Below are 13,858 nucleotides of genomic sequence, written 5' to 3' on the forward strand. Positions count from 1 at the left end.
GTAATTTGCCGTTAGAAATCACTATCTATTTCATTCTTGTTTTTCTCATCCTGGCAAGTATCCCGCAGCACTTCCTCCGCCAGCCGCTCCAACCACGCGTCAATCCTGCGCCTGAATCTCACTGCGTTATCAGCACGGGGCGCCGCCTGAATCATGTCGCTGGCTTCAATCCCTTTCTGCAGCTCCTTGGCGCGCAGGATCTCCGCATCGAGTTTCACGCCGAGCAGCAGCACGATGTTCATCCCCCAGATGGCCACCAGCACAGCAAGCACCGCACCGAATGCGCCGTAGGCACTTCGCACACCGAAGGTGGACACGTACCACCCGAACAGCGCCCACTCCGCACCAATAATCAGCATGGCAAACACCGCGCCGACCGTAAGCAGCCGAAATCGCCCCGGCCGCACATTCGGCGCGAAGTAGAACAAGCAGGACAACAACACCACAGCGGTAACCACCACTGCCGGGTAGCGCAACCATTCCCACACCGGTAAGAGGATCTGGTTGAGGTAGTTCACCACACCCTGCAGCCCCAACGGTTCGGCGATGGGCCCCACCACGGCATTAATAAGGTCCTCGCGCAGTACCAGCGCCGCGACCACAACCACGAGTCCCGCCACCAAAAGCAGGGTGATCGCCCACATGTGCAGCCACGTGACCCACAAGCTGCGCCCCTCCGTCCGGCCATAAATCACGTTGGTACTGCGCGAAAAAGCACGCACGTAGGCCGAAGCAGAGAGCAGGGAAATGATGATGGAGAGCACCAACGCGATCGTGCTCTGCGCGGGCGTGCCCACCACGGTGAGAAATAGGTCCATCGCCTGTGGCTGTAAAGCTTCGGGCACGGTGTTGCCAATGAAACCGCCAATCATGCCACGTAGCTCGTCCTGATCCGTCGGAAAGAGCAAGGTCACCGTGGAATAGAACGCCAGTAGCATCGGCGCAAATGCAGTGACGCTGAAAAACGTCATGGACGCACCACGGTCCGTGATCGCCAGCGGACCCAGATCAAAGACCGTGCGTGCCAGCACGAGCTTCCACGCTTTCTTCCCCAGCCGGTTACTCCGGTGCAGCACCTCAGAATCATTCACGGCGGGGTCAAGGGTATCGATGGCGCCGGGGCCGTAGGGGCGGACGAGGGGTGGCCGGGTGCCGTCGATAAGCGAGTGCTCCATGAGCTCAGCCTAACGTGAGTATGGTGTGACCATGACTTCTGTGACCATGGCGGGCCTGTTCACACCCAACGGCGAGCTCGGCTTCAACGCGACCCCTGCTGAGTCCCTCTTCATTCTGGCGTTGCTTTTCGTGCCAGCGCTTCTCATTCTGGCCATCGTCCTCGTCATACTGCGCCGCCGCCGTTCCCCGCAGGTCATCGCCGCGCGCACCCTCAAGGTTCACACGGCGAATCTTTCTCCCGACACCGATGAACTCATCGTGATCATCACGCTCGATCAAGACGCGTTCAAGGAACTTGTGCTTATCGACGGCCCCCGGCGCCTCACCTCCCCCACCTCCCGTCCCGTGACCTTCCAGACGGGAGTGCGCAGTGGCGTGCCAACACTTGACCCGAATACCGGTTGGACCATTCCGGTCACAAACGAGACGAAGGCCGAGCTCCGCGCTCTTCCCGCACAGCCCGGCGAATACGAGCTGACCACGATGCCCGTAGCCATCGTGGTGGAATAGCGCTACGTGCGCACCAAATAACCCGATCGGATCTGCACCGTACGGATCACTGCTGAGACAAGCGCACCGGTTGCCAGCACCCAGTACGGCAGCGACGGGCCAACGTACCCATTCAGCCATTCAATGAGCGGCGGGAAACCGAAGCCGATGTAGGTGGCTACGTAATAGACACCGATGACGGAACCGCGCTTCTCCGGTGGGGAGAACGTGTCCACGTCCAGCAGCCCTTCGCGCAGACACAGGCCGTAGGCCAAGCCGAGGAAGACCGCGGCCACCACGAACAGGATGAGTGACGGCTTTGCCCCACCCAGTGCTGTCAGCACAAAGCCCGTGGCAGAGCACACCGCGCCAATCACACCGGAGACAGGTCCGAAGTGGAAGTGGCGGCCCAATGCCTGAATGATCAGGCCCGAACCAAAAGCCACCACCGCGGCCACGCCCGGCATAAACGCGCTGGACTCAAAGTGCGCACCAACGCGTCCAGCCAGGACAATGACAGCACTGGTCATCGAGGCAAAAACCCACAGGCCCATGGGGAACGCCGTGAGCAAGGCCTTCGCAGCAGACTTCTCAACCACCGGTGCAGATGCGAGTGCTTCATGCTCTGGCGCCACCTGCACCTCATGGAAGCTGGGCACATCCCCGGCGCGGAAAGAATAAGCAATCGCAGCGATGGAGAGAATGATCGAAGCAATGTACGGGATGTAAATCGCATTATGCGCGCTAACCAGGTGCGCGATAATGCCCGAGGCAATCGGGCCAAGCATGAACCCGGATGTGAGGAAGATGCCGGCCAGCGTTGTACCGGAGGCCCCTCGCAGACGCCCCGCCCACGCAGTACCGGCGCTGACCACCAGGCCCACGCCAAGACCGATAACAAAGCGGGCCGTCAACAGCACCACCGTGTTCTGCTGCCAGAACATCAGCGCCACGTTGCCCAGCATGGCCACCGTGGACCCAAGCAACACTGCCGGCCGGGAACCAAATCGGTCCGCCACCAAACCGCCGGCAATGAGGCACGGGAACAACCCAAGTGCGTAAATGCCGTAAGCACTGTTGACCAGTAGCGTGGACATCTCCCAGTCCTCGCGCAGCACTACTAGCACGGAAGCAAAGTGGTTCGCGGCCCATCCCGCGCTAATCAAAAAGGCAACAGCGCTTGCGAACACAATGTTCGGCGAAGACGTCTTCTTACCCATGCTGGTAGCCATTCGGCAGCTCCTCCTCACTCACGGCTGAAATCGATGTTGAAATCGATAGCTGCGGTCGTCAGCTGAAATTGTGACCCGCGTTACTATACATGCTTTACGTGTTCGAACTCCTAGAATTGTCCTTTATGAATTCCCCGATGATGCCGTGGGACCGTCCCGCCACTCCCCCGAAACAGCCGCTCTCGCTGCTTGGCGCTGTGGAAGCCCAACAGGAAGTGAGTTGGGCATGTAATCCCGACCATGTACCGGACGCACTTGATGCCACCGTCATCGCATCGGTGGAAGAGGCAGCGGCACGCCTTGACCGCTTTGCGCCATGGATCGCTGAAACCTTCCCCGACACGGCGCAGCCACCGCATCCGGGCCGAATCGAGTCAGCGCTCGAGCCTATTCCGGATACGCAGGCCTACCTCTCCTCACTCATGGACCTCACCTTGCCCGGTGAATTGTGGGTCAAGCGCGATGACTCCCTACCCATCAGCGGTTCCATCAAGGCCCGCGGCGGAATCCATGAGGTGCTTCGCCTGGCGGAGGAATACCCCGACCCCACCGCACGGGCTGAGCTCACGTTATCCGTTGCCTCCACTGGGAACCTCGGCCTGTCCGTGGGCACCATCGGCCCCCGGCTGGGCTTCCCCACCGTGGTGCACATGTCCACGGAGGCGAAGCAGTGGAAGAAGGATTCACTGCGTGCCGGCGGCGCCACTGTCATTGAGCACCCCGGGCTGTTCACAGAAACCGTCGCTGCCGCACGTGATGTTGCCGCGGATGATCCGGCCACCTTCTTCATCGATGATGAAAACTCCCCCGGACTTTTCGCTGGCTATGCCGTGGCCGGTCAGCGCCTGAAAGCACAATTCGATGCCTTGGGTCGCACCTTCACCCCGGAGGCGCCACTCCACGTTTACCTCCCCTGCGGTGTTGGCGGCGGTCCCGGCGGCGTGGCTTTTGGTTTGAAGCTGGCTTTCGGGGATAACGTCCATTGCCACTTCGTTGAACCCGTGGCCAGCCCGTGTTTCATGCTGGGCGCGGCAACAGGAAAAGGCGCAGCGGTGAACTGCGCCGACTATGGGCCCAGCGGACGCACCGTCGCCGACGGCCTGGCCGTACAAAGCCCGTCACCTTTTGCTTTCGAACACGCCGCTCACCTGATCAGTGGATTCCACACCGTCGATGACGTGACCATTCTTGCCAGCGTCAATTGGCTGGAGCGCACCGCCGGCATGTCGGTGGAACCGTCGGCGGCCTCCGGGCTGACTATCCCGTGGCGCCTACCGGCTGCGGACGTCCCCGAAAACACCACACACTTGGTGTGGCTCACCGGTGGGGCACTCATCCCCGACCGGGACCGGGAACGGCTGCGCGGCCAAGCCGCCACAGCCGCCCTGCAGTGGAGCGCGCGCTAGAGAACCATTCCACTAAAGCACTATTGTGCTGCAGATTCCTTCGCCACTGCCTCACCCACGCGCTTACCGGAGTGGATGCAACCACCAAGGAAGGTTCCTTCCAGCGCGTTCTTGCCGTGGTAGCCGCCGCCACCGAAGCCGGAAACCTCACCGCAGGCGTACAGGCCCGGGAATACGGAACCATCACTGTGCAGTGCGCGCCCGTCCAAGTCGGTTTCCACGCCGCCGAGGGTCTTACGGGTGAGCACGTGCAGTTTGACGGCGATGAGGGGGCCCTTCTTTTCGTCGAGAAGCCTGTGCGGCTCCGCGCAACGCACAATCTTGTCGCCAAGGAAGTTCCGTGCAGTACGGATGTAGTTGATCTGCGCGTCCTTGGAGAAGGAGTTGGTCAGCTGCGCATCACGGTCAACGATCTGCTTGCGCACGAGATCCAGATCCACCTCAACCTCGTCATCGCCGAGCTCATTCATCTTGGCCACCAGCTCCTCCAAAGTGTCGGCGATAACCCAGTCAGCACCGTTGTCCATGAAGGCCTTCACCGCCGGGTGCGTGCCGGGGCCAAGCTTGCCAGCGAGCTTCTTGATCGACTTATCAGTCAGATCCGGATTCTGCTCCGAGCCGGAGAAGATGAACTCCTTGTCCGCAATATGCTTGTTCAGCACGAACCAGGAGTAGCCGTGGCCCGTCCGCCCGATGTGGGCGAGTGCTGCGAGGTTATCCGAGCCCGGGAACAGGTTCGTGGGCAGGCGCTTGCCGGTTGCATCGAGCCACATTGACGACGGCCCCGGAATGATACGGATGCCGTGGCCTGGCCAGATCGGATCCCAGTTGATCATGCCCTCCGGGTAGTGCCACATGCGGTCCGTGTTCACCAGGTTCGCGCCGGCCTTCTCCGCGATCGTGATTCCGCGGCCATCGACATGCTCTGGCACACCCGTCACCATGTTCTTCGGGCACGGCCCCCAACGATCCTCCGGCCACATTTCGCGGACCTTGTCCACGTTGCCGCCGATGCCACCGGTGGAAATCACCACCGCGTCACCACGGATCTCAAACGGCTCCACCTCATCATTATTCGAGGCCTCACCGCGTGGTCGCGGATCATCTGCCAGCACCATTCCGCGCACGCCCACCGCGCGACCATTCTCCACGATGATCTCATCCATGCGGTGACGGAACTTGAACTCCACCTTGCCGGCCTTTTCAGCACGCTCCACTGGCTCACGGAACACGCGCACGACCTCCGGACCGGTACCCCACGTGAGGTGGAAACGCGGCACTGTGTTGCCGTGACCGGACGCATCGCCCGAACCGCGCTCAGCCCAACCAACTGTTGGCAGCACGCGCAGTCCCAGTTCCTTCAGGTAACCGTGCATCTCATTCGATGCGAAGCGGACGTACTCCCGGCCCCACTTCCGCGGCCAGTAATCATGATCCGCATCGTCATAGTCCGCAGAGTTCTGCCAGTCCGTCCAGGCCAGATCCTCAAAATCTTTCGCCCCCATGAGCTTCTGCTCCGGTGTGCCCACCATGAACAATCCGCCCAGGGACCAGAATGCCTGGCCACCCAAGTTTGCTCGACTTTCCTGCTCAATGAAGACAACCTTGCGGCCCGCCTTCACTGCTTCGTGCCCTGCCACCAGGCCTGCCAGGCCTGAGCCAACAATGATGATCGGTTCAGTTGATTTCATAGGCCAAATAGTAACGTGAGCAAAACCACATTGAGGCGGTTTGAGTGAAAAATATTCCTCCCTGCCCCACAACTGCTCACAGGACAGACCCAGCAAACACCGAGAAGTCACGGTAACGTGAGCGAAAGACTTCCCAGAAGTTTTGGGAAAGAGAATAAGAAAGGTTGAATTCTACGATGAAAATTGCGGTCCTCGGCGGCGATGGTTTTTGCGGATGGCCAGCATCCTTGCACCTTTCGGACATTGGACACGATGTCACCATCGTGGACAACCTTTCCCGGCGCCGGATCGATGAGGAACTGGGCGCAGAATCCCTCACCCCCATCGCCACTATTGAGGAGCGTCTCGCCGCATGGGAGGAAGTCTCCGGCAAGACGATCAACTTCCGCAATATCGATGTCGCGCAGGATTATGAAGGCCTGCTCGCCTTCATCAATGAATTCCAGCCTGACGCCATCATTCACTTCGCTGAGCAGCGCGCCGCACCGTATTCCATGAAGAACCCGGTGACCAAGCGCTACACCGTGGACAACAATGTCAACGCCACCCACAACCTGCTGGTTGCCGTGGTGGAATCCGGCCTGAACATCCACATCGTCCACCTGGGCACCATGGGTGTGTACGGCTACGGCACCGCCGGCATGAAGATTCCGGAAGGCTACCTGGACATCAAGGTGGATACAGGCGAGGAGCTCATTGACCAGGAGATCCTCTACCCCACCAACCCAGGGTCGGTGTACCACATGACGAAGGTGCTGGACCAGAACCTGTTTGCCTACTACGCCAAGAACGACGAGCTGCGTATTACGGACCTGCACCAGGGCATCATCTGGGGTACCCACACCCCGCAGACGGAACGCGATAAGCGCCTGATCAACCGCTTCGACTACGACGGCGATTATGGCACCGTGCTCAACCGCTTCCTCATGCAGGCCGCCATCGGCTACCCGCTTACCGTGCACGGCACCGGTGGTCAGACCCGCGCGTTCATTCACATCCGTGACATGGTCAAGTGCATCCAGCTGGCACTGGAGAACCCGCCGGCCAATGGTGACCGCGTGAAGATCTTCAACCAGATGACGGAAACCCACCGCGTGCGCGATCTTGCCCAGCTGGTGGCCAAGATTTCCGGCACCGACTTCGCCCTCGTTCCCAACCCGCGCAAGGAAGCGGATGAGAACGAGCTTCACGTCACCAACGACACCTTCCTCAGCCTCGGTTTGCAGCCCACCAAGCTCGCCGAAGGTCTCCTCCAGGAGGTTGAGGACGTGGCCAAGAAGTACGCCGACCGCGTTGACCGTTCCAAGATCCCGGCCCGCTCCCTGTGGACACACAACCAGTCCGAGGGTGTTCCTGAGTCTGAGCGTTAAACAGACGCCACAGCCACTAAAACCATGCGCATTGCCATCTTCACCGAGGTATTCCTGCCCAAGATCGACGGTGTGGTCACCCGCATCATCCGCACCGTGGATCAGTTGGCCGAACTTGGCCACGAGGTTGTCATCTTTGCCACCGGTGATGCGCCGGATACCTATGCCGGTTTCCGCGTCGTGCGGGCACCGAGCTTTTCTTTGCACAAGATCTATCCTGAGATTCAGGTTGGTCTTCCTGCCCCATCTGTGGCGCGAGAACTCGCGAATTTTCAGCCGGACATTGTGCATACGGTCAACCCGGTTTTCTTTGCTGGCTACGGCGCGCTCCTGGCACGTCGCCACAAGCTTCCACTGCTCGCGTCCTTTCACACCGACGTGCCCGCGTACACGAAGGAATTGGGCATCGGGTTCGTGCAAAAGCCCTCCACTGCCCTCATCCGCGCCCTGCACAATCGCGCGCAGCTCAACCTGGTCACATCAGGGCCGATGATGGATACCGCCGCCGGTTATGGCTTCCGCAACCTCGCGTTGTGGCCCAAGGCCGTGGACACCGTGGGCTATCACCCGGACAAGTTCTCTCCCGCGATGCGTAATCAGCTCACCGATGGGAACCCTGAGGCACCGCTACTCATCTACGTCGGCCGCATGAGCGCGGAGAAGAACTTGGCCATTCTCGCCGATGTCATGCCGCTCCTGCGCCAGAAAGCCCCCGGTGCGCGCTTGGCCATGGTGGGTGCGGGCCCGCAGTTTGAGCAGCTGAAGAAGTGCTTCGACCCTGCATACACCGTGTTCACGGGCTACATGTCGGGCGAGCCACTCGCGCAAGCTTTTGCCTCAGCGGATGTGTTCGCGTTCCCCTCACTCACCGAAACTCTCGGGCTTGTCGCACTCGAGTCCTTCGCCTCCGGCGTTCCCGTCGTGGGTGCGCGTGCCGGCGGCATCCCTTTTGTCATCGAGGACGGGGACACAGGCCTGCTCGTGGACAAGGACGCCACACCAGCCCAGTGGGCAGAGGCTTTCGCAGGATTGCTTATCGACGATTCCCGCCGCCACTCCATGAGCACCGCCGCCCGTGCGGAGGCCCAGCGTTGGTCCTGGCGCGCGGCCACGGACGCCCTTGTTGAGTACTACGAGGAATGTATTAACCGGATTAAACCGGATTAAACCGGATTAACCGGGGTGAATAACAAAGAAGTCCGCTGCCCCATCCCACGTGGCAGCCACTACTCCATCATCGGCAGCAACAAACGCGGCTTCACCCGGGCCAAGGTTCACAGAGCTATCCACCTCAATCTGCCCTGCCACGACCAGCACAATCGCCGGACCATGATCCATATCCAGGAGCTTTTCCCCGGCGGACTGGCTGGAATAACGGCTCACCGCGAAGTCCTTCACCGGCACCGGATACTCCGTGCAGCTCACTTCACCACGCACTGTCTCCCCCATGTGCGCGACAACATCCAGGGTCGGGTCCGCGATAGGCGTGAAGATGAGAATATCCATGAGCTCATCCACGTCAATGTGTTTGCTGGTGAGTCCCCCGCGCAGCACATTGTCTGAGTTCGCCATGACCTCCACGCCAAAGCCTTCAAGGTAGGCGTGCAAGTTCCCGGCCGGCAGGAACACAGCCTCACCAGGTTCCAGGACGATGTGGTTGAGCAACAGCGCTGCCAGGACACCTACATCGCCGGGGAATTCCTGCCCAATGAACACGATGTTGTCTGCCAAACGCGCCACGTCCGGATCGGCATGTCCTGCCGCAGCCAACTCCCCCGCACGTGCCACAACCGCATCTACCAACGGCGTTGGGGTATCCAGGCTCAGCCAGTGACGAAGCAGTGCTTCCAAGGATTCGTCAACAAGCATGCCCCTTGCTTCATCAAGCTCCGGCAACTCAAACGCGGCGAGCATTCGCACGGTGTCCTCGATGGGGCGGAAACCCGCCATCGCGCGGAACGGTGTGAGGGCAACGAGGATCTCCGGCTTGTGGTTCTCGTCCTTGTAATTACGGTGCGCGGCATCACGGGGAATACTCGCTGCATCCTCGCGCGCAAAACCTTCCTTGGCCTGCGCGATGGAGGGGTGCGCCTGAATGGACAGTGGCTGCTTCGCAGCGAGCAGCTTCACCAGAAACGGCAGGCGATTATCCCACTGCGTAGCCGTCTGCTCCCCCAAAACCTTCACGGGATTCGCCGCGATCACAGCATCAAGCGGGCCTTCCGCTGTATCGGAGGGCGCGCTCGGGTGGGCACCGAACCACATCTCCGCCTCCGGCTGGCCATCCGGCTTTCGGCCCTGAAGCATGGCAATGCTGCTCGTGTCACCCCACGCGTAATGCTGCAGGGTTCCCGTGAGCTTGAACATGCCAATAAAGCTTTCTGTGTGGTTTGTTAGTCTCCCGCAATCATAGCGAGCACATAAGGAAGCGACGCGAACCTCGCTTGAGGCCGCGCCGCTTAACAGTGAAAATCGCGCTAAAAACTAGCGGATGTCACCCGGCTCCTTACGCGTCGGCAGAATGCGCGGGCGAACGCCAGCGATTTCCTCGACGATGCGGATCACCTGGTTGGAGTAACCGAACTCGTTGTCGTACCAGACGTACAGCACGAGGTGGTTGCCGGTAGCGATGGTGGCCAGGCCATCAACGATGCCGGCGTGGGTGGTGCCCACGAAGTCGGTGGAGACAATGTCCGGGGAGTTGATGTAATCAATCTGCTGGCGCAGGTTGGAGTCCGTGGACACGCGACGCAGGTAGTTGTTCACCTCATCGCGGGTGACCTCCGTCTCCAGATCCAGGTTCAGCACAGCCATGGACACGTCCGGGGTAGGAACGCGGATGGCGTTACCGGTCAGCTTGCCCTCAAACTCCGGCAGAGCCTTGGACACTGCGCTCGCCGCACCAGTCTCGGTGAGAACCATGTTCAGCGCAGCAGCGCGGCCACGGCGGGCACCCTTGTGGAAGTTGTCGGCCAGGTTCTGGTCATTCGTGTAGGAGTGAACCGTTTCCACGTGACCGTGCTTCACACCCCAACGGTCACCAACGACCTTCAGCACCGGCGTAATCGCGTTGGTGGTGCAGGATGCGGCGGACAGCACGCGATCCTGATCAGAATCGTCGATCATGCTGTGGTTCACGCCGTAGACGATGTTCTTCACATCGCCCTTGCCCGGCGCGGTGAGCAGTGCGCGGGAGACACCCTTGGACTTGAGGTGCTGGGACAGGCCCTCACGGTCGCGCCAGCGGCCGGTGTTGTCCACCACGATCGCGTCGTTGATGCCGTACGCGGTGTAGTCAATCGTTGCCGGGTCGTCGGAGTAGATCATCTGGATCGGAGTGCCGTTAGCCCAGATGACCTCCTTCTCCTTGTCCACGGTGATGGTGCCGTTGAACGGGCCGTGCACGGAGTCACGGCGCAGCAGCGACGCACGCTTCACCACATCGTCATCACCCTTCTTACGCACCACGACAGCACGCAGACGCACGCCACCGTACTGGGCCTCGCGGGCAATGAGGATGCGTGCGAGCAGGCGACCGATGCGTCCGAAGCCGTATAGGACGACATCGCGCGGCACACGGTGGCTGTCACCACCAATGACCTCAGCGAGCTCCTCCTCCAGGAAGGTGCGCAGCTCCACACCCTCGGTACGGCTGTAGTTCTTAGCCAGACGACCCAGGTCAATGGAAGAGGTGCCCAGGTTCATGGTGGTCAGCTCGCGCAGGATCGGAAGCGTTGCATCCAACGGCAGCTCACGCTCCACCACGCGGCGTGCGTACCGGTGGGCCTTGATGATCTCAATGTCAGTCATGCCCACCAGCAGGCGACCGTAGATGGAGGTCACCGCATTGTTCTCGCGGTGGAGCTGGCTGATCAGCGGCAGCATCTCCTGAGCGAGGGTGAGTTTGTGGTTCCAGTCATCCATCGCGTTGGACGGGGAGTTCGGATTGATCGGGTTTTCAGCGTTCACAATTCAGTCCTTGTGCACTACTCGAAGGGTCTAATAACCAGTAGCTCTACTCTATCGCGTCGCGATATTTTTCGGACTCAGGCTCGGGGGCAAACGCGGCATCATTGGTTTTATCCACCAAAACTGCGCGAACACCCTCGAGGAAATCGTTCTCCCGGCGCAGCAGCAGCCCCAGCTTGTCCTCATTCTCTAGCGCAGTAGCTAGGTCACAGTGGGAGTTAGCCAGCATCAATTCCGCTGTGGCGACGAGGGCAGACGGCGAGGCTTGCGCGATCAACGGTTCGACAACCTCAGCCAGTCGCCCATCAAGGCGTTCCTTGATCTCGGGCCATGGGTGGGTAAACACATCGTCGATAAGCACGTACAGCTCTTCGAGCTCCTCGTACTCCTTCAAGTCCGGCTTCACCGCAACCTCGTCGAGCACCCCCACCCCCTCATTAATAACCCGCTCGGCAAGACCGTCGAGCGATTCCACCAAATGAGTAGCCAGCCCCGTGGCCACCATTTCATGTGCGTTGAGCCGGTACCCCGTCAACGCGAGGAACATGCCCAGCCCCAGCGTTGGGTGGCCAGGAAGGTTCTGCAACCTCCAGCTCATGCCCACATCCGTGAAGTAACCGATATTCATCTCCGGCATCGACGCAAACGCATCCGGCGTAACCACCAAGTGGCTACCGTGCGCGGACAAGCCCAGGCCACCGCCCATCACTACACCTGAGATGAGCGAGACAAACGGCTTGGGGTACTCCGCGATCATCAGATTCATCTCATACTCGCGGCGGAAGAACTCATCGATTTCCTCGTGCTGTCCAGCGATGATCGCCTCACGCGCGTATCGCACATCCCCGCCCGCGCAGAAATGCTTGCCCGAGGAGACGACGAGCACCTGCTCAACCGCATCATCCTCACGCCACGCTTTGAGCGCATCAATGATCGGATACAGCATCTCCGGATTGAGCGAATTCAACGCCTTCGGCCGATCCAGCGTAATCACGCCAGTAGACCGCACAACCTCAATCTTCACCGGTGGATTCATTGTTTCTGCCATGAAAACAGTGTTCCACAGTTCACGGGAAGCCCGCGCAAAATTCGCACATTGCTTATCGACGGGCCACCACGATAGCGTTGAAGCCAGTGGCTCCGTCCTCGCCAGATCTTTCTGGGGACAACGGTTGCCTAGATCCCGTCGAGCTGCTGGCCGGCGGGATCATTTCTTGCCGCAATCCTTCCCCAATTAGGTCATACTAACGTTTGCTAATTCCCCCCGGGCTCCTCGGAAAAGGTCGCCATCCTTGCCACTTAGGCAAGCCTTACTGTAGCAAAGTTAGGGAAACCTTAGTCCACGAAACGGGAGGATAACCCCCACCATGACCACCGCTACTACCGAGGCAACCTCGATCTCCACCCTCCTACGCGAAGGCACCGCTGTCGCCCACACGGAGGCTGAGAACGCCTCGTTCATGGCTAACCTCATCCGCGGCGAACTCGCCCGCGAAGACGCAGTGAACCTCACCGCGCAGTACTACTTCATCTACACCGCACTCGAGAACATCGCCCGCCGTGGCCGCGCCACCAATGACGCTGTTGCTTCCATCGCTGATGCCCGCCTGGATCGCCTCCCCTCCCTTGAAGCTGACCTCGCCGCCATGATCGGCCCGAACTGGCGCGAAGAGATCACTGCCCTGCCGTCAACCACCCGCTACGTCGCCGAACTGGAAACCATCTCCCCCGACGACGCCCCCGCCATCATCGCCCACCACTACGTCCGCTACCTGGGCGATATTGCTGGCGGCCAGGTGATCGCCCGCATGCTTGAAGGCCACTACGGCCTCGCCGCTGAGGAGCTCACGTTCTATGACTTCTCCGCGATCGGCAAAATCCCCCCGTTCCGCAAGAACTACAAAGACGCACTCGATGCGCTGCCTTTCAGCGACACCGAGCGCGCCTCCTTGCTCGCCCACGCACAAAACGCCTTCTGCCTGAACAGCGCCGTGTTTGCCGACCTGGCAAGAATCAGCCCCGTTCTGCAGGGACGTTAAGTTCTACCTGTCCACGATGAGGAGCGCGACAAACATAATCACCGCGCTCAGAACCGCCGCAATCACGCCGCCAGTCATGGCGTAATCACCAGGGAACAGGAAGAGAACCGCGCCGGCGATAGCCAGAACCAACGCCCATGCCACACCAAGGGCGATGCCAGCTGAACCACGGCCGAAATCTTCCGCCCATTCATATTCTGGATGCTTATTCCGCTCCGCCTGGCGTGCGCGGCGATCAGGCATGTAGGACATCGCCACAATAGTGAGCAACAAGCCAAGCGCCCCCACAATTGCGACCACCATATTGCCTGCGGCACCACCGAAAGCAAGAACAGCGGTCGCCAGCACAATGGCGCCCCGTTCCCAGGCCTCGAACTTCAGGCGCCGATTCGGATCTTTCACCGGATCAACAACCTGAGGAGAAGGAATGCGGCGCATGGTTTGGGTGTCGTCATTGTGTAGGGAGTTCACAATCAACCTTTCGTT

At 60.3% G+C, this 13,858-nt stretch carries 12 protein-coding genes; 5 read left to right on the plus strand and 7 right to left on the minus strand.

The genetic code is table 11. The features are described 5' to 3' along the window. Positions 1–11: 11 nt before the first annotated feature. Positions 12–1,175, minus strand: a complete 1,164-nt coding sequence (locus tag L8U60_RS04415; protein WP_269965166.1) for a YihY/virulence factor BrkB family protein — start codon at positions 1,173–1,175, stop codon at positions 12–14. A gap of 31 nt (positions 1,176–1,206) precedes the next feature. Here L8U60_RS04415 and L8U60_RS04420 point away from each other — a divergent pair, with 31 nt between their 5' ends. Then, positions 1,207–1,686, plus strand: coding sequence for a hypothetical protein (locus tag L8U60_RS04420; RefSeq protein ID WP_269965167.1), 480 nt, complete (start codon positions 1,207–1,209; stop codon positions 1,684–1,686). Positions 1,687–1,688: 2 nt separating this feature from the next. Here L8U60_RS04420 and L8U60_RS04425 read toward each other — a convergent pair whose 3' ends face one another. Then, entirely contained in the window at positions 1,689–2,897 is a 1,209-nt protein-coding gene (locus L8U60_RS04425) for an MFS transporter (protein WP_269965168.1), read from the minus strand. 125 nt (positions 2,898–3,022) lie between these two features. Between L8U60_RS04425 and L8U60_RS04430 the strand changes: the two genes are divergently transcribed. Beyond that, complete coding sequence (locus tag L8U60_RS04430; RefSeq protein WP_269965169.1) at positions 3,023–4,303, plus strand: D-serine ammonia-lyase; 1,281 nt, start codon at positions 3,023–3,025, stop codon at positions 4,301–4,303. Positions 4,304–4,323: 20 nt separating this feature from the next. Here the strand turns inward: L8U60_RS04430 and L8U60_RS04435 are convergent, their stop codons facing one another. After that, on the minus strand, positions 4,324–5,994 hold the full coding sequence (locus tag L8U60_RS04435) for an FAD-binding dehydrogenase (protein ID WP_269965170.1): 1,671 nt from the start codon (positions 5,992–5,994) through the stop codon (positions 4,324–4,326). A 176-nt stretch (positions 5,995–6,170) separates the two neighbouring features. Here L8U60_RS04435 and L8U60_RS04440 point away from each other — a divergent pair, with 176 nt between their 5' ends. Together L8U60_RS04440 and L8U60_RS04445 are read left to right on the plus strand one after the other, a co-directional pair. Continuing rightward, positions 6,171–7,364 (plus strand): NAD-dependent epimerase/dehydratase family protein, encoded by a 1,194-nt coding sequence (locus L8U60_RS04440; protein WP_269965171.1) that lies wholly within the window; start codon positions 6,171–6,173, stop codon positions 7,362–7,364. A gap of 24 nt (positions 7,365–7,388) precedes the next feature. Beyond that, on the plus strand, positions 7,389–8,531 hold the full coding sequence (locus L8U60_RS04445; RefSeq protein ID WP_269965172.1) for a glycosyltransferase family 4 protein: 1,143 nt from the start codon (positions 7,389–7,391) through the stop codon (positions 8,529–8,531). 6 nt (positions 8,532–8,537) lie between these two features. On the opposite strand, the gene manA is transcribed toward L8U60_RS04445, so the two are convergent. The 3 genes from manA to L8U60_RS04460 form a co-directional block, all read right to left on the minus strand. After that, the gene (gene manA, locus L8U60_RS04450; RefSeq protein ID WP_269965173.1) at positions 8,538–9,731 is read right to left on the minus strand and encodes a mannose-6-phosphate isomerase, class I; all 1,194 of its coding nucleotides are present in this window, start codon (positions 9,729–9,731) and stop codon (positions 8,538–8,540) included. Positions 9,732–9,848: 117 nt separating this feature from the next. Then, positions 9,849–11,288, minus strand: a complete 1,440-nt coding sequence (locus L8U60_RS04455; protein WP_269965256.1) for a glyceraldehyde-3-phosphate dehydrogenase — start codon at positions 11,286–11,288, stop codon at positions 9,849–9,851. 91 nt (positions 11,289–11,379) lie between these two features. Beyond that, positions 11,380–12,381 carry a 3-hydroxyisobutyryl-CoA hydrolase gene (locus L8U60_RS04460; protein WP_269965174.1) on the minus strand — a complete coding sequence of 334 codons (1,002 nt, stop codon included), beginning with the start codon at positions 12,379–12,381 and terminating at the stop codon, positions 11,380–11,382. Between the two features lie 319 nt (positions 12,382–12,700). Between L8U60_RS04460 and L8U60_RS04465 the strand changes: the two genes are divergently transcribed. Next, positions 12,701–13,372 (plus strand): biliverdin-producing heme oxygenase, encoded by a 672-nt coding sequence (locus tag L8U60_RS04465; RefSeq protein WP_269965175.1) that lies wholly within the window; start codon positions 12,701–12,703, stop codon positions 13,370–13,372. A 3-nt stretch (positions 13,373–13,375) separates the two neighbouring features. Here the strand turns inward: L8U60_RS04465 and L8U60_RS04470 are convergent, their stop codons facing one another. After that, complete coding sequence (locus tag L8U60_RS04470) at positions 13,376–13,843, minus strand: hypothetical protein (RefSeq protein ID WP_269965176.1); 468 nt, start codon at positions 13,841–13,843, stop codon at positions 13,376–13,378. Positions 13,844–13,858: the final 15 nt, after the last annotated feature.

The sequence above is a fragment of the Corynebacterium meitnerae genome, assembly GCF_027570075.1.
Classification (GTDB): domain Bacteria; phylum Actinomycetota; class Actinomycetes; order Mycobacteriales; family Mycobacteriaceae; genus Corynebacterium; species Corynebacterium meitnerae.

What these genes read in the sequence shown, in the direction of transcription:
- L8U60_RS04415 (WP_269965166.1), bottom strand. Translation starts at nt 1,175, where the DNA reads ATGGAGCACTCGCTTATCGACGGCACCCGGCCACCCCTCGTCCGCCCC.
- L8U60_RS04420 (WP_269965167.1), top strand. Translation starts at nt 1,207, where the DNA reads ATGACTTCTGTGACCATGGCGGGCCTGTTCACACCCAACGGCGAGCTC.
- L8U60_RS04425 (WP_269965168.1), bottom strand. Translation starts at nt 2,897, where the DNA reads ATGGCTACCAGCATGGGTAAGAAGACGTCTTCGCCGAACATTGTGTTC.
- L8U60_RS04430 (WP_269965169.1), top strand. Translation starts at nt 3,023, where the DNA reads ATGAATTCCCCGATGATGCCGTGGGACCGTCCCGCCACTCCCCCGAAA.
- L8U60_RS04435 (WP_269965170.1), bottom strand. Translation starts at nt 5,994, where the DNA reads ATGAAATCAACTGAACCGATCATCATTGTTGGCTCAGGCCTGGCAGGC.
- L8U60_RS04440 (WP_269965171.1), top strand. Translation starts at nt 6,171, where the DNA reads ATGAAAATTGCGGTCCTCGGCGGCGATGGTTTTTGCGGATGGCCAGCA.
- L8U60_RS04445 (WP_269965172.1), top strand. Translation starts at nt 7,389, where the DNA reads ATGCGCATTGCCATCTTCACCGAGGTATTCCTGCCCAAGATCGACGGT.
- manA (WP_269965173.1), bottom strand. Translation starts at nt 9,731, where the DNA reads ATGTTCAAGCTCACGGGAACCCTGCAGCATTACGCGTGGGGTGACACG.
- L8U60_RS04455 (WP_269965256.1), bottom strand. Translation starts at nt 11,288, where the DNA reads ATGGATGACTGGAACCACAAACTCACCCTCGCTCAGGAGATGCTGCCG.
- L8U60_RS04460 (WP_269965174.1), bottom strand. Translation starts at nt 12,381, where the DNA reads ATGGCAGAAACAATGAATCCACCGGTGAAGATTGAGGTTGTGCGGTCT.
- L8U60_RS04465 (WP_269965175.1), top strand. Translation starts at nt 12,701, where the DNA reads ATGACCACCGCTACTACCGAGGCAACCTCGATCTCCACCCTCCTACGC.